20 protein-coding genes are annotated in these 18,408 nt (G+C 36.2%); 17 read left to right on the top strand and 3 right to left on the bottom strand.

Going from position 1 to position 18,408, the window contains the following annotated elements:
- Positions 1 to 16 precede the first annotated feature (16 nt).
- From JML65_RS18505 to JML65_RS18445, 13 genes are all read left to right on the top strand, one after another.
- Positions 17 to 1,147 carry a 3-hydroxyacyl-CoA dehydrogenase NAD-binding domain-containing protein gene (locus JML65_RS18505; protein ID WP_202271677.1) on the top strand — a complete coding sequence of 377 codons (1,131 nt, stop codon included), beginning with the start codon at positions 17 to 19 and terminating at the stop codon, positions 1,145 to 1,147.
- A gap of 74 nt (positions 1,148 to 1,221) precedes the next feature.
- The gene (locus JML65_RS18500; protein ID WP_202271676.1) at positions 1,222 to 1,533 is read left to right on the top strand and encodes a hypothetical protein; all 312 of its coding nucleotides are present in this window, start codon (positions 1,222 to 1,224) and stop codon (positions 1,531 to 1,533) included.
- 1 nt (position 1,534) lies between these two features.
- Complete coding sequence (locus JML65_RS18495) at positions 1,535 to 1,948, top strand: PaaI family thioesterase (protein ID WP_202271675.1); 414 nt, start codon at positions 1,535 to 1,537, stop codon at positions 1,946 to 1,948.
- 31 nt (positions 1,949 to 1,979) lie between these two features.
- Positions 1,980 to 2,675 carry a DUF6624 domain-containing protein gene (locus JML65_RS18490; protein ID WP_202271674.1) on the top strand — a complete coding sequence of 232 codons (696 nt, stop codon included), beginning with the start codon at positions 1,980 to 1,982 and terminating at the stop codon, positions 2,673 to 2,675.
- Positions 2,676 to 2,726: 51 nt separating this feature from the next.
- Complete coding sequence (gene pcaF, locus JML65_RS18485) at positions 2,727 to 3,932, top strand: 3-oxoadipyl-CoA thiolase (RefSeq protein WP_202271673.1); 1,206 nt, start codon at positions 2,727 to 2,729, stop codon at positions 3,930 to 3,932.
- Between the two features lie 178 nt (positions 3,933 to 4,110).
- Positions 4,111 to 4,704 (top strand): transferase hexapeptide repeat family protein, encoded by a 594-nt coding sequence (locus tag JML65_RS18480; protein WP_047496769.1) that lies wholly within the window; start codon positions 4,111 to 4,113, stop codon positions 4,702 to 4,704.
- Positions 4,705 to 4,723: 19 nt separating this feature from the next.
- Complete coding sequence (locus JML65_RS18475) at positions 4,724 to 5,551, top strand: alpha/beta hydrolase (RefSeq protein WP_084087800.1); 828 nt, start codon at positions 4,724 to 4,726, stop codon at positions 5,549 to 5,551.
- A gap of 119 nt (positions 5,552 to 5,670) precedes the next feature.
- Positions 5,671 to 8,166: a phenylacetic acid degradation bifunctional protein PaaZ gene (paaZ, locus tag JML65_RS18470; RefSeq protein ID WP_202271672.1), complete on the top strand. Its 2,496-nt coding sequence runs from the start codon at positions 5,671 to 5,673 to the stop codon at positions 8,164 to 8,166.
- A 136-nt stretch (positions 8,167 to 8,302) separates the two neighbouring features.
- Positions 8,303 to 8,923 carry a transposase gene (locus tag JML65_RS18465; protein ID WP_202271671.1) on the top strand — a complete coding sequence of 207 codons (621 nt, stop codon included), beginning with the start codon at positions 8,303 to 8,305 and terminating at the stop codon, positions 8,921 to 8,923.
- A gap of 81 nt (positions 8,924 to 9,004) precedes the next feature.
- A complete protein-coding gene (locus JML65_RS18460) occupies positions 9,005 to 9,538 on the top strand; it encodes an SMI1/KNR4 family protein (protein ID WP_047496754.1) in 534 nt (177 codons plus the stop codon).
- 51 nt (positions 9,539 to 9,589) lie between these two features.
- Complete coding sequence (locus JML65_RS18455; RefSeq protein WP_202271670.1) at positions 9,590 to 10,366, top strand: DUF4241 domain-containing protein; 777 nt, start codon at positions 9,590 to 9,592, stop codon at positions 10,364 to 10,366.
- Between the two features lie 7 nt (positions 10,367 to 10,373).
- Complete coding sequence (locus JML65_RS18450) at positions 10,374 to 11,060, top strand: SMUG2 DNA glycosylase family protein (RefSeq protein WP_202271669.1); 687 nt, start codon at positions 10,374 to 10,376, stop codon at positions 11,058 to 11,060.
- Between the two features lie 58 nt (positions 11,061 to 11,118).
- Positions 11,119 to 13,803, top strand: coding sequence for a DEAD/DEAH box helicase family protein (locus tag JML65_RS18445; protein ID WP_202271668.1), 2,685 nt, complete (start codon positions 11,119 to 11,121; stop codon positions 13,801 to 13,803).
- Positions 13,804 to 13,881: 78 nt separating this feature from the next.
- Here the strand turns inward: JML65_RS18445 and JML65_RS18440 are convergent, their stop codons facing one another.
- Together JML65_RS18440 and JML65_RS18435 are read right to left on the bottom strand one after the other, a co-directional pair.
- Positions 13,882 to 14,709 carry a T9SS type A sorting domain-containing protein gene (locus JML65_RS18440; RefSeq protein ID WP_202271667.1) on the bottom strand — a complete coding sequence of 276 codons (828 nt, stop codon included), beginning with the start codon at positions 14,707 to 14,709 and terminating at the stop codon, positions 13,882 to 13,884.
- A gap of 37 nt (positions 14,710 to 14,746) precedes the next feature.
- Entirely contained in the window at positions 14,747 to 15,289 is a 543-nt protein-coding gene (locus JML65_RS18435; protein WP_115921003.1) for a phage tail protein, read from the bottom strand.
- 281 nt (positions 15,290 to 15,570) lie between these two features.
- On the opposite strand from JML65_RS18435, the gene JML65_RS18430 reads away from it, so the two are divergent.
- Positions 15,571 to 16,335: an enoyl-CoA hydratase/isomerase family protein gene (locus JML65_RS18430; protein WP_202271666.1), complete on the top strand. Its 765-nt coding sequence runs from the start codon at positions 15,571 to 15,573 to the stop codon at positions 16,333 to 16,335.
- Positions 16,336 to 16,403: 68 nt separating this feature from the next.
- Here the strand turns inward: JML65_RS18430 and JML65_RS18425 are convergent, their stop codons facing one another.
- Positions 16,404 to 16,928 carry a hypothetical protein gene (locus JML65_RS18425; RefSeq protein WP_202271665.1) on the bottom strand — a complete coding sequence of 175 codons (525 nt, stop codon included), beginning with the start codon at positions 16,926 to 16,928 and terminating at the stop codon, positions 16,404 to 16,406.
- Positions 16,929 to 17,069: 141 nt separating this feature from the next.
- Here JML65_RS18425 and JML65_RS18420 point away from each other — a divergent pair, with 141 nt between their 5' ends.
- The 3 genes from JML65_RS18420 (at position 17,070) to JML65_RS18410 (ending at position 18,405) form a co-directional block, all read left to right on the top strand.
- Entirely contained in the window at positions 17,070 to 17,687 is a 618-nt protein-coding gene (locus JML65_RS18420) for a hypothetical protein (RefSeq protein WP_202271664.1), read from the top strand.
- Between the two features lie 59 nt (positions 17,688 to 17,746).
- Positions 17,747 to 18,037 carry a winged helix-turn-helix domain-containing protein gene (locus JML65_RS18415; RefSeq protein WP_047496737.1) on the top strand — a complete coding sequence of 97 codons (291 nt, stop codon included), beginning with the start codon at positions 17,747 to 17,749 and terminating at the stop codon, positions 18,035 to 18,037.
- Positions 18,038 to 18,108: 71 nt separating this feature from the next.
- Positions 18,109 to 18,405, top strand: a complete 297-nt coding sequence (locus JML65_RS18410; RefSeq protein ID WP_202271663.1) for a hypothetical protein — start codon at positions 18,109 to 18,111, stop codon at positions 18,403 to 18,405.
- Positions 18,406 to 18,408 lie beyond the last annotated feature (3 nt).

Below are 18,408 nucleotides of genomic sequence, written 5' to 3'. Positions count from 1 at the left end.
TTTTCAAATTAAAACTATGAATATTGGAATTATTGGGGCGGGAACCATGGGCGTAGGAATAGCTCAGGTAGCTGCCACAGCAGGATGCAAAGTTGTTTTATTCGACGCTAATGCCCCACAAATAGATAAAGCTCTTTCAGGCTTAGAAAAGACACTTCAAAAACTGGTTGAAAAAGGTAAAATTTCTCAGGAAAAAGCCTCTGAAATCAGAAACAACATCGTAAAAGGTGAAGTGCTTCAGGATTTAAAAGATTCAAACCTGGTTATTGAAGCAATTATTGAAAACAAAGAGATTAAAACCAAGGTTTTTACAGAGCTTGAAAACTATGTTTCAGAAGACTGTATCATCGGTTCCAATACTTCATCCATTTCCATCACTTCCCTTGGAGCAGAGCTCAAGAAACCGGAGCGTTTCATCGGAATTCACTTTTTCAATCCGGCTCCCTTGATGCCTTTAGTGGAAGTTATCCCTTCTCTATTAACAGAACAAACATTAGCGGAAAAAATATATACCCTCATGAAAGATTGGGGCAAAACACCTGTTATTGCTAAAGATATTCCGGGGTTTATTGTGAACAGAATTGCCCGTCCCTATTATGGGGAAGGGTTAAGAATCGTTGAAGAAAATATAGCCACACCGGAACAGGTAGATGAGGCAATGAAAACATTGGGTAACTTCAAAATGGGACCTTTTGAACTCATGGATCTTATAGGTGTTGATGTTAATTTTTCAGTAACGACAACGGTTTACAAAGATTATTTCTATGATCCGAAATATAAGCCTTCTTTACTTCAGCAAAGAATGTCTGAAGCCAAACTCCATGGCCGAAAAACCGGAAAAGGGTTCTATGATTATACTGAGGGGGCGCAAAAACCGGTTGCGCAAAAAGATGAGGCATTGTATGAGCAGATCTTCTTAAGAATTATTTCAATGCTGATCAATGAGGCTGTTGAAGCAAAAAGATTAGGTGTTGCCAATGATGATGATCTTGAATTAGCTATGCAGAAAGGAGTTAATTATCCGAAAGGACTGTTAAGCTGGGGGAAAGAAATTGGATATGCAAAAGTTTCAGAAATCCTACAGAACCTTTACGAAGAATACCAGGAAGAAAGGTACAGACAGAGTCCTTTGCTTCGTAAAATATAAAGAAATACGGCAAAGTATCGGTTGTATCTAAAGGGACAACCGATACTTTGTTCAATTATGATAGTAATGAATTAATGAATATAGATGAATTCAGAGCCGAATTGGAAGTGAGGCTTTCAATCGAGAAAGACTATTTGATCCAGGAAGCTTCTTCTATTGAAGATCAGGAAAGGCTGGAATTATTGGGGAAGTTTAATGAGAAATATAAAGAACTGATCAAAAGATTGGCCAATGAAAACGGAATTGATTTAAATGCTTCTTATCAAAATGAAAATTCATCAGATCCATCAAATCTCTCATATGAACAAATAATTCTTGGTAGAACGATGAGTGTTTACGATAAATTATCTGACGAATTATATGAAGAAATAACAAATGTACAGTAAAATGAATCCAAGACAGATAGCAGATTATATGTTCAATCAGGATTATTTTTCCCAGTGGATGAATATCAAGATGATTGAGGTAAAAGAAAATTATTGTTTAATAGAAATGCCTATTAAGAAAGATATGATCAATGGGCTTAAAACAGTTCATGGTGGGGTTACATTTGCTTTTGCCGATTCAGCGCTGGCATTTTCGTCCAATAATACGGGGGATGCTGCTGTAGCTTTGAATTGTATCATCAATTTTACCAAAGCTGGAAAAGAAGGCGACATTTTCAGAGCCGAAAGTATCTTGGTAAACGATACCAGAAAAACAGCTGTTTATGATATTAAGATTACCAATCAAAATCAGGAGCTGATAGCAAAATTTGTAGGAACAGTTTACAAAATCGGGAAAAAAGTAACCGACTTATAAAAAACTAAAACCAGGCACCAGATTAAACAGAATGAGAAAAATAGTTGCACTGCTTTTCGGGATTTCAACTCTTCTGATCAACGCTCAGCAGAAATTGAACGAAGCTTTGAAAAAAGAACTTGATGATATCATGAAGGTGGATCAGGGATACAGAATGCTTTTTGACTCTGAAATAACCCAGGATAAGAAAAAACAGATTCTGAGAGATCTGAATATCGACAGTGACGAGTTTGAAAAGAAAAGATGGGAGTTGGTAGCTGAGCATGATACTCTGAACATAAAGAGAATAGAAAATATTATTTCTCAATATGGTTATCCAGGAAAAACACTGGTGGGTGAGCCTACCAATCATGCTGCCTGGTATGTGATTCAGCATTCAACCAAGATTGCAAAATATTTTCCGCTCATCAAAGAAGCAGGGGAAAAGAAGGAAATTCCTTTTACATGGGTTGCTATGATGGAAGACCGATACCTGATGAATGAAAACAAAGAACAGATCTACGGAACACAGGGAAAAGGAGAAATGACAAAAGATACAGACGGAACCCCAATCTTCGTGAACTTTGTATGGCCGGTCAAAGATCTTAAGAATGTTAATAAAAGAAGAAAAAAAGCAGGGTTTGATACCACCTTTGAAGAAAGCATCAAAAGAATGTATGGAAAGGACTTTAAATATGAGCCCTATACTTTAGAAAAAGTTTTAGAACTAAGAAATAAAAACAAATAAATCTGGTATTGTTAGCCTGTTACATTACTGGATTATTACATTAAAATAATTATGAACAACGTATACATCATAGACTATGTCAGAACTCCCATCTCAAAACTGCAGGGAGGATTATCAGAAGTAAGAGCCGATGACCTGGCTGCTATTGTTATTAAAGAAGTCGTAGCAAGAAACCCTGAAATTCCTGTGGAGGAAATTGAAGACGTTATTTTCGGATGCGCCAATCAGGCGGGAGAAGATAACAGAAATGTGGCAAGAATGGGACTTTTACTAGCAGGTCTTCCTTACAAAATTGGAGGGGAAACCGTTAACAGGCTATGTGCTTCAGGGATGTCTGCTGTAGCAAATGCATTCCGTTCCATTGCAGCAGGAGAGGGTGAAATCTATATTGCAGGAGGAGTAGAACATATGACACGTTCTCCTTATGTGATGTCAAAGCCAAGTGCGGCTTTCGGAAGAGATAGCCAGATGTTTGATACTACTTTCGGATGGCGTTTCATCAATCCTAAAATGAAAGAATTATACGGGGTTGACGGAATGGGAGAAACTGCAGAAAATTTAGCAGATATGCATCAGATCAGCAGAGAAGATCAGGATAAATTTGCTCTTTGGTCTCAGCAGAAAGCTACGAAAGCTCAGGAAAACGGTAGACTGGCAGAAGAAATTGTAAAAGTTGAAATTCCTCAGAGAAAAGGAGATCCAATCGTTTTTGAAAAAGATGAATTCATTAAGCCTACATCATCCATGGAAGGGTTGGCAAAACTTCGTCCGGCTTTCAGGAAAGAAGGAACAGTAACGGCAGGAAACGCTTCAGGAATGAATGACGGGGCTGCTGCACTTATTTTGGCAAGCGAAGAAGCTGTTAAAAAATATGGATTAAAACCAAAAGCAAAAATATTGGGATCTTCTGTAGCAGGTGTTGAACCAAGAATTATGGGAATAGGACCGGTAGAAGCTACTCAGAAACTATTGAAAAGACTGAATCTTTCTTTGGAGGATATAGATATCATTGAGCTGAATGAAGCATTTGCTGCACAGGCCCTGGCGGTGACAAGAAGTTTAGGATTACAAGATGATGATGCAAGGATAAACCCTAATGGTGGAGCAATCGCTATTGGACATCCACTGGGAGTTTCCGGAGCAAGAATTATTGGTTCTGCAGCGATGGAACTTCACAAACAAGATAAAAAATATGCATTGTGTACCCTTTGTATCGGTGTTGGACAAGGCTATGCAATGATCATTGAAAAAGTATAATCAATTTGAAAATAGGATAATCTGAGAATGTGAAAATGTTTATTGGAAAATACTCCGGAAAGAGTAGCTGATTTGTAGGACTTTAGATAGTATAGTCAAAAGACAGACATCGAAAAACAGAAACATTATTTAATTCATTTTCAAATTATCCCATTTTCAAATTTTCAAATTAATAAATATGAACATCTACTCATACCATGGTATCCGTCCCATTATAAAAGCTTCTGCTTATATCCATCCACAGGCGGTGATTATTGGGAACGTGGAAATCGGTGAAGAAGTATATATCGGTCCTAATGCGGTCATTCGAGGTGACTGGGGAAAAATTATCATTAAAGATGGGGCTAATGTACAGGAAAACTGTACCCTTCATGTTTTCCCAAATATAGAAACCATCTTAGAAGAATCTGCACATATCGGCCATGGTGCTATTGTTCATTCCGGACATATCGGAAAGAATTGTTTAATAGGGATGAATTCTGTGATCATGGATAAAGCTTATATCGGTGACGAAAGTATTGTTGGTGCTTTAGCTTTTGTGCCTGCCAATTTCAGATGTGAACCCAGAAAACTGATTGTCGGAAGCCCCGCAAAGATCATCCGTGATGTTTCTGATGAAATGATCCACTGGAAAACAGAAGGAACAAAACTGTATCAGGAACTGGCAAGGGAGGGGAAAGAAGCCATTTTACCTTGTGAACCTTTTACAGAATATGTACAGCAAATCCCTACAAAAATTGTTGATTACAGCATTTGGGATGATGTAAAATAATAACTATTCGAAATTAAATATGATTAAAAAAGCTTTTATTATCTGCAGTATCCTGCTTGCTGCCAACTTTACGGTATCAGCACAGACTGCAACAGTAAAACCGCTTACTGTGGGAGAGGTAAGGACCATTAAGTCTAAAACTCTAAATGAAGAAAGAACTTTAAATATCTACCTGCCTCAAGGTTTTGATAAAACTAAATCCTACCCGGTGATCTATCTGCTGGATGGAAGTATGAATGAAGACTTTATTCACGTTTCAGGATTAGTACAGTTCTTTAATCAAATGTATTCCATGCCGGAAACAATTGTAATAGGAATTGCTAATATTGACAGAAAAAGAGATTTTACCTTTCATACGGATTTAAAGGATTTACAGAAAGATTATCCTACAACAGGACATTCTGATAAGTTTATTGCTTTCCTTGAAAAAGAACTAAAGCCTTATGTTGAAAGTCAGTTTAAAACTACGGACAAATATTTGTTTGGTCAATCTTTGGGAGGGCTTCTGGCAACAGAAATACTTCTGAAAAAGCCGGAAATGTTCAACAATTATTTTATTATCAGTCCAAGTTTATGGTGGGATGATGAAAGCCTTTTAAAACAGGCTCCACAACTACTTTCAAAATCTCCGGATACTAAAAAGTTCGTTTATGTTTCTGTAGGAAAAGGAGAGCATCCGGTGATGATAAAAGATGCTGAAGCTTTCTATGATGTTTTGAAAAAAGCAGGAAAGAAAAACTGGACATTGGAATATAAAATGATGGAAACAGATAATCACGCAACTATTCTTCACCGAAGTTTATATGAAGGATTAGTGAAAATGTTTCCGTACCAGGAACCGAAGTAATGCATTCATAAAATCCAGTATGTCATGGGCTTGTAAACCAAATAAAGAAATATTGGATTCTCAAACCTATAAGGTTTCAAGAGGTTTCAACAGAAGTAAAAAATAAAGGTAAAATAAATATGGAAAAACTAAAAAACTATATCTACGGAGAATGGGTAGAAGGATCCGGAAACGGAGTCCCTTTATACAATGCCGTTACAGGAGAGCAGGTGGCTGTTTCAGATACAGAAGGGCTTAATTTTGAGCAGGCTCTTGATTATGGAAGAACAGTAGGATACAAAAACCTTTCTTCTATGACTTTCTATGATCGTGGGGAAATGCTGAAAAAAGTGGCACTGTATCTATTGGAGAGAAAGAAAAAATACTACGACTTATCATATAAAACAGGAGCTACACATGTTGATTCATGGGTAGATATTGAAGGAGGTTTCGGTACTTTCTTTACCTATTCGGGATTGGCCAAAAGAATGCTTCCCAATACTCCATTTTGGGTAGACGGAGATACACAGAAAATTTCTGCAAACGGAACTTTCCTGGGAACTCATATTCTGACTCCAAGTGAAGGGGTTTCCGTACAGATCAATGCTTATAACTTTCCTGTTTGGGGAATGCTGGAGAAATTATCAACGTCATTATTGGCAGGTGTTCCTTCCATTGTAAAACCTTCTCCTTTTGGTTCTTATTTGACAAACGCTGTTTTTCAGGATATGATTGAAAGCGGAGTACTGCCTGAAGGAGCCATTCAGCTGGTATGTGGGGAACCGGGAAATATCCTGGACTATATTAAAGATGGCGATTCTGTATTGTTTACAGGCTCAGCTCATACAGGCCGAAAATTAAAATCCCTCCCTTCAATTGCCGGAAATGCAGTGCGTTTCAATATGGAGGCGGATTCTCTGAACTGTTCAATCCTTGGATTGGAAGCAAAACCAGGAACTCCTGAATTTGATTTATTTATCAAAGAAGTCCGTAATGAAATGACAACGAAAGCAGGACAGAAATGTACGGCGATCAGAAGAATTATTGTTCCTGAGCATTTGATGGGTGACGTTCAGAGTGCTTTGTCTAAAGCTTTGGATCAGACAAAAATAGGAAATCCTTTAAGCAGGGAAACCAAAATGGGTTCTTTGGTAGGAAGACAGCAATACGAAGAAGTCGTAAGAAAAGTAAATATTTTAAAAACAGAAACGGAGCTTGTGTATGACGGAAAGCATGAACTGGTAGATGCAGATTATGAAAAAGGTGCATTTATGAGTCCTAAACTATTCCTGAATGATAAGCCTTTCGAAAAAAATATCTCTCATGATGTAGAAGCTTTCGGGCCGGTATCTACGTTAATGCCATACAAAGATGCTGAAGAAGCAGCTGCACTGGCAAAGAGAGGAAAAGGAAGTTTAGTGGGATCCATTATTTCTCATGATGAGAACTTTATTGCGGAAACGTCATGGAAAATGGCTTCTCAGCATGGAAGAATCTTTGTCCTGAACAGGGATAATGCCAAAGAAAGCACAGGACACGGTTCACCACTTCCTACATTGATGCACGGAGGACCTGGTAGAGCAGGTGGAGGTGAGGAAATGGGAGGTCTGAGCGGTCTTCATTTCTTCTTACAGAAAACAGCAATTCAGGGATCTCCGGATGTATTGAAAGCAATTACCAAGATTTATCAACAAGGTGCAGAGAAGAAATTCTCGGACAAACATCCTTTCCAGAAATATTTTGAGGAAGTTGAGGTTGGTGATTCTTTAGAAACAGCAGGAAGAACTGTTACGGATGCAGATATCGTTAACTTCTCTAACGTTTCATGGGATCATTTCTATGCTCATACGGATGCAACGAGCTTAACGGGAACTATTTTTGATAAAACTGTTGCTCATGGATATTTTATCCTTTCAGCAGCTGCGGGATTGTTTGTATCCGGTAAAAAAGGTCCTGTGATTGCCAACTATGGATTAGAAGAATGCAGCTTCTTTAAACCTGTATATGCCGGTGATACCATTACCGTATATTTAACAGCAAAAGAAAAAATCAACAGAGGAGTAAAAGGCAGAAACATTCCTTCAGGTGTTGTTAAATGGCTGGTTGAGGTCGTAAACCAAAGAGATGAGATCGTATGTGTTGCTACAATTTTGACATTAGTAGCGAAACAATCTCCTTTCATCGACCTGAATGTGAAAAATGTTCAGAAAATATTAAATGGCTTAACCGAAACTACTCCATCCCAATGGGGGAAAATGTCTCCACAACAGATGATTGAACATCTCGAACAAGGAGTCTTAGTAAGCCTTGGAGAACCGGAAGCTGAAAAATGCTATACTCCGGAAGAGAATATTGAGAAATATCAGGACTCTCTTTACAATCACAGAGCAATGCCAAAAGAATTTATTGCTCCATTTTTACCACAGGATGGATCACTTCCTGCACCAATACACAAGAATCTGGATGCAGCAAAACAGTCATTCATTGATAACCTGAAGCGATTTGTAATTTATTATAAAGAAAATCCACAGGCAGAGCACATGAACTTTGTATTCGGAAAACTGAACAAGGAAATGTGGGAACTGATGCATAAGAAGCATTTTACCCATCATTTTGAACAGTTTGGATTAATTTAATTCAAAATATAAATTTATAGTCCCTTTAGGTTTTTACTTAAAGGGATTTTTTTAACCGTGTCAAGGTTCAAAACCTTGACACGGTTAAATTTAAAAGTTTTTTTTATCTTTCTAAGAGTAAATTAAAAACACAAAGATGGCAGATATCAGAACTACTTCAATTGAAGCAGACTGTTTTTACCATATTTATAATCGTGGTATTAACGGAGAACATATTTTTAAATCAGATCGAAATTATTCATTCTTTTTAAATAAAGTAGTTGAATTTCTTATTCCCGTCTGTGATGTATATGCATATTGCCTTATGCCTAATCATTTCCATCTTTTAGTTAAGATTAAATCTGATCTTGAATTGAGTAGCCTTGTCAAGGTTTTGAACCTTGACAAGGCTACTCAAACAGGACTTCATTCTCCTCAGAATATTTTCTCAAAACAATTTGCCCGACTTTTCAATTCTTACTCCCAATCTTTTAATAAGGAATACAAAAGACATGGTGCTCTTATTGAATCTCCATTTAAAAGAAAATTGATTACTTCGGATAAATATTTAATTAATATGATAATTTATATTCATCAAAATCCGCAAAATCACTCTATCGCGCATCAGTTTTCAAAATATAATTTTTCCTCTTATCAATCCATTTTGAGTAAGTCACGCACTCTTTTAAAAAGGGATGAGGTTATTGAATTATTTGGTGGTGTAGAAAATTTTAAACTGTCTCATCTAAGGACAATTAACCTTAAAGAAGAGTTTTAGTTTTTTATCCGTGTCAAAGTTTTAAATCTTTACACGGATAATACCTTACCTTTATATTACAATATCATTTATTGAAACAATATGGAATTACAATTTTTCAAAGACTTTGACTTTACAGGTTTCTGGGATCAGAGTACTTATTCACAAAGAGATTATATCGAAGATTTTCCAAAAGACGAAATGATTGCTTCAGTAGAAGAAGAACTTGGTTATAAACTTCCTGCTTCTTATATCGAATTGATGAAAATTCAGAATGGAGGCATGGTAGACAGATGTTGCTTTCCCACTACAGAGCCTAATTCCTGGGCTGATGATCATATCGCCCTTACCGGAATTATGGGAATTGGAAGAGAAAAGACCTATTCTGTATGTGGAGAATTGGGAAGTAGGTTTATGATGGAAGAATGGGGTTACCCTAATGATGGAGTTTATATCGGAGACTGCCCTTCGGCAGGACATGATATGATTCTTCTCGATTATACAAAGTGTGGAAAAACGGGGGAACCGGAAGTTGTACACGTTGATCAGGAAGATGATTACAGAAAAACATTTCTTGCTAAAGACTTTGAGACCTTTATTAAAGGGCTGAAAGATGAAGATGATTTTGACAATTGATGAAATAAAGGAGTACTTTTAAATCCTAATATAAACTATAAATATAAAATTATGAATGAGGCCTGGATGCAAAAATGGGAAGAGGTAAAAGACAGACTTATTTCTCCTGTAGATATTGAAACCTATTTCACTGCTGATGAAATTATGGATCAGAAAATGGAAGTGATGGAAATAGGAAATGTTTCCCTGCCTTCCGGAAAAGTAATTGTAAGAGATCCTTTAGTCTATTTAAATGCAAAGGAGAAACCCTATTTTGTTGAAGTGCCCAAAGGTACTTTTCCTGTTAAGATTGCTGTTGCAAAACTAGAAGATTGGGGAGATCGTTATGCTGCTGTAAAAGTAGAATTTACAAAAGAAGAGGCTGTTGTATACAGAGAGGCATTAATAGGAGAAGAGGAACTTGGAGATTCTGAGGAAGAAGATTATTTTGGCTTTGTAGTAGACGCGGGGTTGGCATGTATTACGGATTCACAGGTCGTACCTTACGTGGATAAGTTTATTTCAGAACTTGACGTGGAGAATATTTATGATGATTATTTTGCAGAGCTTTTTGCCAAAAATTACAAGGAAAACCCAACAAATCAGAGAGATTTAGGAGATTGGATCAATTGGAAAGTGCCCAATACAGAATATCAGATTCCAATATTTGCAAGTGGTTTAGGAGATGGGGTATATCCTGTTTACTTTGGGTATGATGCTAAAGAAGAGATCTGCAGTCTTTATATTCACTTTATAGATATCGAAATGGAATTATCCGAAGTAGAAGAGGATGAGGACGATGATGATGAAATTTCAGAGCAGCCAGATAATTTCGTGTTTTTAAAATAATTTTCCAATGAATAAAACTTTTGCAGAGCAGGTTATTACATTCAATGAACACCTTACTTATTCCGGAGAACTTCCGGAAGGGTTTGTAGTTTTGAATCCGTATCTTGATAATCCTGAAACTATGGAGGTCATGCAAAAGTTTTACCACAAATATTATAATGACTCCCATAAAAGAAAGTTTATCATAGGGATTAATCCCAGTCGTTACGGAGCAGGAGTGACAGGAGTTCCATTTACAGATACCAAACGTCTGGAGGCTGTATGCGGAATAAAAATGGAATCGGCCCGTACTCATGAAGTATCTTCAGTTTTTATATATGATATGATTGAAGACTACGGCGGAGCAGATATATTCTATAAAGAGATGTATATCAATTCCCCATTTCCGCTGGCTATCGTAAGGAAGGCCAAAAAAGGATGGGTTAATGCCAATTATTATGATGATAAAAAACTGTTTGAAGCAGTAAAAGACTTTATGATAGACTCACTGAAGAAGCATATGAGTCTGAATCTTGATCCCTCAGAGGTTTTTATCTTAGGAAAAAAGAATGCCGATTTTATTTCAACATTAAATAAAGAAGCAAAGCTGTTTGATAGAATGACTGTCCTGGAACATCCCAGGTATATCCAACAGTATAAATCAAAAGAGAAACAACTGTATATTGACAAATACGTCCTGGCTTTGAAAAAGTAAAAATTGCAGTCATTAAATTTTCTGTTATTCTATTGACTGGTTTTATTAAATTGTACCTATGAATGTTTTTCCTAAAGACACAACCTTCAAATATAAGTGGCGGACCTACCAGAAAAAATTTCTGGACAATCTGGATGAATATCTGATAAATAATCATTTACATGTTTCGGCACCTCCTGGTTCTGGAAAAACAGTCCTTGGATTGGAGGTTATGGTAAGACTGGGAAAGCCAACTTTAATTGTAGCACCTACTTTAGCAATTAAGAATCAGTGGATTCACAGGTTTAGCGAACTTTTCCTTGATACAGATACTATTCCGGAATGGATATCTTCAGATATTAAAAATCCAAGAATTATTACAGTTACTACCTACCAGGGACTTCATTCCGTTTCTGAAACCCATGAAGATGATAATTCATCCGGAAAATCTTCAATTATTTCTGCCTCAGAAATGATAAAAAGATTGAAGAAACAAAAAGTAGGTACCCTTATCCTTGATGAAGCACACCATCTGAAAAATGCTTGGTGGAGAAGCTTAATGGAACTTAAAAGCAGTATAAATCCTACCATAGTATCGCTTACTGCTACACCTCCTTTTGATGTTTCAGGATTTGAATGGCAAAAATATATCCAGTTGAACGGACCCATTGATGCAGAAATATCAGTGCCTGAACTCATGATTGAAGGTGATCTTTGCCCGCATCAGGATTTAGTGTATTTTACATTGCCTTCACAGGAGGAACAGAAAAAAATTGAATATTATCATACACAAGCATTACGCTTTTTTGAAGAAATTAAGAATGATGATATTCTCTTGGATGTAATTGAAAAACATCCGGTTTATAAAAATCCTACAGAACACTTAGATTGGATCTATGAGAATATGTCATCCTATACTTCCGGATTGATATATCTTAATTTTAGAAGCAGAGAAATCCCGGATATTCATTTTGATATCATTGGTGATCAGCAAAAATATATTCCGGAATTTGATTTTCTCTGGATGGAAGAACTTCTTGATTTCTATCTTTTAGTTGATGAGGTGAATTTTATAGATCATGAAAAGCACCGTACAGATTTAGGAAATAAATTAAAAAGAGAAGGCTTTCTTGAACAGAGAATAGTGAGCTTCTTTAATAATAAAAATTTAAATCAGGTTCTTAATTCAAGTATCGGCAAGCTTCAGGGAATAAAAGAAATTGCGGATTTTGAATTTTCTGTTCTAAATGAAGAACTCAGGATGGTTATCCTTACCGATTTTATTAAAAAAGAATACCTGAACAATAATGAATTACAGAATAAGCTTGTTCTTGACAAAATAGGTGCTGTGCCAATTTTTGAAAAATTAAGAAGAGAAAATTTTCAAAACAAAAAAATCGGGGTTCTTACAGGAAGTCTGGTCATCATTCCTGCAAGTGCAAAAGACCTGTTTACTGAGTTTTGCACAAAAAAGAATTTGTCAGGGATCTCCCTTTCTTTACTTACTTATGATCCGAATTATATAATGATCAATTTATCAGAACAGATAAAACATGATATTGTACATATTATTACTGAAATTTTTCAATATGGTGGAATTCATATTTTAATAGGAACAAAATCTTTGTTAGGCGAAGGCTGGGACGCTCCCAAAATGAATTCTTTGATTCTTGCGAGTTTTGTAAGTTCATTTGTTCTATCAAACCAAATGAGAGGTAGAGTAATAAGGACAGATAAAGATAACAAGAGCAAAACCGGAAATATTTGGCATTTGGTATGTTTTGATTCTAACGATGTAAATGGTGGACAAGATCTGAATATTATGAAAAGGAGGTTCAAAACCTTCGTAGGAATCTCTAATATGGCTAACCCCACCATTGAAAATAATTTTGAACGGTTGAACGTTAAGACAATAGAGAATAAAGAAGAGGTTTCAAAAATCAATCAAATATTTTTTTCGCTGGCTAAAGGTAGAGAGAGTCTTACCAAACGCTGGAAGGCAGCTTTGGATAAAGGAAATGTTTTAGTTGAGGAAATTCAGGTTCCCATAGAGAATATGGACGCTATGAAATCAATGAAGATGGAATATCTGGGGAAGATGACAAGCAATCTGGCAAAGATGATTGCCTCTTCGGTGCTATTATTCTGGCAGGATATTTTATTTGGAATGCTTAGGAATATACAATCTATCAATTCTGTAAAAAGCTTTTCTTTATTTGTTGTTCTGTTTGGTGCTGTAGGTTTTCTGGTATATGGAGGTAAACTCTATCGATCTGCTAAACAATACTGGAGATGTAAAGATGTGGCAAAACAGATTGGATCACTTGCTGAGATCGTTTTACATGGCTTGGTCCGGGAGAAAGTAATTCGAACCTCTCTTGAGGAGATGAGGATTGTAAGTTCATCTGATAAGGCTAAAAATGCATTTTGTTATTTAGAGGGGGGAAGTCAATATGAAAATTCACAATTTATTTTAACATTGCAGGAACTGATTTCTCCCATAGACAACCCCAGATATTTACTGAAACAACAGAGAATTTTTTTCTTTTTGAAGAAAGATCAGTATTATCCTATACCGGAAATATTTGCGAAAAATAAAAGGAATGCTGAACTCTTTAAAAATGACTGGAACAAAATGATAGGAGCATCCGATTTGATTTTTACAAGAACCATAGATGGACGCAAGATTTTATTAAAATTGAGATTCCAGTCATTATTAAAGAGAAATGGGAGAATAGAACATCTTCATAAGTGGACAAGATAAAAATCCCTTAATCAATTGATCAAGGGATTGTCATTCATGTATTAGAATCTTTATCGGGGGATGACTGTGTCTGAGCTATTAATTTTTAATAATTTTAGAACTTTCCGTGGATGTTTTGAGTATATAAGTTCCTTTTGGAAGCTCTGAAATATCGATGTTATTAATTCCTTTTGTGATAGGGAGTGTTTTTACCAGTTTCCCGTCCATACCATAAACCTGAGCATCTGTGGCTTTCTCTGTTTTAATGGAAAGAGGACCACTTGTAGGATTAGGGTAAATACTGATTTCTTTTTTAGAGGACTTGACCTCGCTGGCAGCAAGTACAATACCACTATCTTTTACCCAGGTGAAAGCATCGAGGGCTATATATTGGTAAGATCCTCCTAAAGTCAGCTGAATCTCATCAACAATAATATTGCTGTAATTCTGCCCGTTGAGGTTCGTAAGGTCAATCAACGTATATCCGTTTGTTGGGGAAATAGAAGTTGTGAAACCTGAACTTTTAGTCTGAGTAAATTTTGTTACACCACTTAATTTCCCTGTAACAGTTAATGTTCCTGCAACGGTCAGGTCTAAATTTGCAGCAGAAACATATACCCAAAATTTGTTTGCTTTAAATAAATTGGATGTTGTTTTTATGCTGAATGATGCAGCTTCCGACTGATTTCCTGTTCCTGAATTGTCAATATATCGATTGTCATTGGCCGTACCATTCCATCCTGTTTGCGGATAATTGGCCTGAATATCAAAAATCATAGTGTGGGAAATGATATTGAAAATCACACCGTTATCGGTAAAGCTGGAGCTTCCATGTGATTCTGTTTCAAACTGTTCTGTACTCGTCTGTCCAAATGAAGTAATCGCTATGAAAAGACTGCAGATCGCAAAAAGTATAGTCCTTTTCATGATGTAATTTTTTAAGTTTGTTTATAATGTCAAAGTATTAATCTCTTGGAGGGTAAATTCCTGCAACGCAGATAATGTAGTTTAAAGCCGAAAAAGGCGGCATATTGTTTACAGGAAGGTTCTGTCCTATATAAGAGATCGATTGTGTATTGATCACTGTGTCCGGAGCTGCATTTATATAGCTGGGAACCGCTGTAAAGTCTCTTCCGCTTTGTGTACCAGTGACAGCAAATGAAGATGCTGAACTAGGTACAGAAGTAGTAGCGTTTGATTTGGATACCTTGAGCTGAAGGCCTCCAAAGCTTGGTAAATTGGATTGGAGAAGTGTATTTTGATCCGTTCCTGCCACCATACCTATCGGATATGATTTTCCGGTTTGTGTTCCTGCTCCCAAAGCCATACGCCCAATGAGGTTAGGCAATGCAAAAGTGCTAATCCCATCACCGCCGTATATTGTTCCCAATAAAGAAAACAGAGCTGAATTCTGAGCGATACTCAGGAGTCTGCCATCACAAAGCATCCAGCCTCTAGGCACAAAACTTCCTGCAAATAGTTTTACAATTCCCATGTATTCTTCCATAATAATAGTTTTTCAGTTTTAAATTTTCCTACTCTCTTCCCGGCTTTTCGGATTCGGCCTTTGATTGTTTATTTTCTTAAGCCAAAGGAACAACTAATGATAAGGCAAGACTAGAGTATAAAATACCAAATTTCACAGTCCGTATTTATACGTAATTTGGGTTGGTTGCTATAGAGAAACTTTATAATTTAAAATGAGGATTTAATGCAGAATTTCTATCATTTAATTTTCTTTAAAAGCCTTCTATTTAGTATTTTTGTAAGAATCCAATAAAAGTAAAAATGAACGAATTCGTAGCATCAGAAATTAAAAACAATATTGCCGAAATTACATTCGGAACTCCAAAAAGTAACGCACTTCCCGGTGCTATTTTAGAAAAGCTGGCTCAAACTATTTTAGAGGAAGCCGCAAAAGATGAGGTTAAGGCTATTTTAGTAAAGAGTGAAGGAGAAAAAGCATTTTGTGCGGGGGCAAGCTTTGATGAATTATTGGCTATTGAAGAACTGGAAGCTTCTACGCAATTTTTTGGTGGGTTTGCTAAGGTTTTAAATGCAATGAGAAACTGCGGTAAAATTGTTGTGGTAAGAGTTCAGGGAAAAACAACAGGCGGTGGAGTAGGAATTGCATGCGGAGCAGATTATTGTTTTGCCACAAAAGATTCTGCATTGGCTCTCACCGAAATTAATTTAGGAATAGGACCTTTTGTGATAGGCCCCTATGTAGAAAGAAAAATAGGGAAGTCACAGTTCTCTGCTATGGCAATTGATGCAGATTTCAGGTCTGCTGACTGGGCAGAACAGCATAATGTTTACCATTCTGTTTCCAATACTATTCAGGAAATGGACGAAAAACTGGAGCAATTTTTACAGACATTAGCTTCAAGAAGCAGCGATGCCTTAGCTTTAATCAAAAAGGTTTCCTGGGAAGGAACAGATCATTTTAATGAATTGATGCCAGCAAGAATCCATATGAGTGCAAGCCTTATTTTGGAAGATTCTGCAAAGAAAAATATTGAAACCATTAAAGAAAGATTAAGAGCAAAATAAATAAACAAAACAAAAAGCCATTGATTAATTCAGTGGCTTTTTTGTACTCGTGAATTGTTTCCCGGATCTTATGTATCCAGCTTGTGAATCGAAAGAATCACTTTACTGTATTTTAAATAGGTTACCACTACTTTTGTCCCAGCCTCATACCGGTGGTAATCTTCTCTTTCGGCCGGGAGCCTTATTTTCTCATGCTTGTTACGCCCGGCAAAAGTCATAATGTATTCATCATTTTCAGTTTTATGGTGGGATGTAACAATACTGGTCAGCTGATTTTTCCCATTTTCAATATCTTTTTTCCAGTTTCGAAGAAAATACTGATAGATCAGCCAGATGAGAGCATACAAGAAAGCGTATAATGCTACTACAACGCCGATAAATAAAATATAATGGTAGTACTTGAAATTCTTAAAATCATTCTGTAGAAAGTAGCAGGCAATAAGCACAAGCATAATGAGAGCTACTAATAGGGAAGCTGGGACATTTTTGAAAAAATCTTTTTTTTGACTTGCTATATTGCTGATCTCGTCCTCATGTAATGGAATGTTCTCCTGTAAATGAATCTGTGAATAATCAACTACTACTTTTTCCATAAGGATTCAATATTATTAAGTTTATCTCAGCTTTTTTAAAGATAAGGTATTAAATGACCTGATTAGAAAAAGGTATTAATTTTTAAAAATTATTTTGCACATTCAAAATAAATTATAACTTTGTAATTCAAAGTTCTTTTTATGGAGACAAAAAACTATCACGAAGACTTATCTCATATCCGTTCCATGATGGAGCGGTCTTCCAGATTCATTTCACTAAGCGGGCTTTCTGGTGTTGTAGCAGGGCTTGCTGCTCTTATTGGTGCAGCGTATGTTTACTTTGTTTTTAAAAGAGAAGGGATTGATTACTTTGAGGGAGAGAGAAACTTTTTTGCTCCGGCACTGGTGAAAGAACTGACCATTATTGGAACAGTTATTTTATTGGTAGCGGTTTTTAGTGGCTATATTTTTACAGCTCATAAAAGCAAAAAGAAAGGGCTGAAGATCTGGGATGCTACGACCAAAAGGCTTTTAATTACTTTTGCAGTACCATTATTGGCTGGCGGAGTTTTCTGTTTAGCACTGCTTTTTCACCATCTTTTTGTTTGGATTGCTCCTACTACGCTTATCTTTTATGGTTTGGCATTGGTAAGTGCAGAAAGATATACTTTGACAGATGTGAAATACCTGGGATACTGTGAAATCATTTTAGGTTTGTTTTCATTATTTTTTCTAGGCTGGGGATTAGTCTTCTGGTCTGTGGGCTTTGGTATTCTACATATTGTTTATGGCCTTATTATGCACAAAAAATATAAATAAAAACTAAATTTGCAGCTCGTCGGATGTGAGTTCTGCCATCTGCAACCTATTACCGTATTATGATAAAAATAAATCAACTCAATAAAGAATTTGAAAGTCGTGTAAGATTGGGCATTATGTCTGTTCTTATGGTTAATGACTGGGTTGATTTTTCTGAAATGAAAGGTTTACTGGAGATTACAGACGGTAATCTGGCCAGTCATAGTAGTGCTTTGGAAAAAAGCGGTTACATTGAAGTGAAAAAAGAATTTGTAGGAAAAAAACCGAAAACATCTTACCGTGTTACACAGAATGGCAGACAGGCTTTTACCGAACATCTGGACGCACTGGAAAAATTATTGGGACGTTGATCCTATATTTTTTTGAAATTTCACTTTGCAATTCAAAGTTCTTTGTGTGAAATTTTAACTCAAAATAAATAATGGAAGATCAAAACATTTTAAACCTTGGAAAAATAGTATTCGGAATGTCTTTTCTGGCAGGTAATATCTGTCTGTTCGGATATGTGATTACGAAGAATTTCTGGTTTGCCGATTCAGGATTCTTGTTGCTGGTTTATGGAACCCTTATTAACCTCATTATCGTATTGGGATTATTGATCTATGGAGGTATCAGGAAAGCTAAACGTAAAACGTGCTTCCAATCTGCCGGCATCCTTCTGATCAATATCCCGTTTGCCATTATCTATACTATGATAGGAATTACCCATTTAAAATAAATA

The organism is Chryseobacterium sp. KMC2 (assembly GCF_016756935.1).
Taxonomy (GTDB): domain Bacteria; phylum Bacteroidota; class Bacteroidia; order Flavobacteriales; family Weeksellaceae; genus Chryseobacterium; species Chryseobacterium rhizosphaerae.
This window is presented reverse-complemented; position numbering and strand designations above follow the sequence as displayed.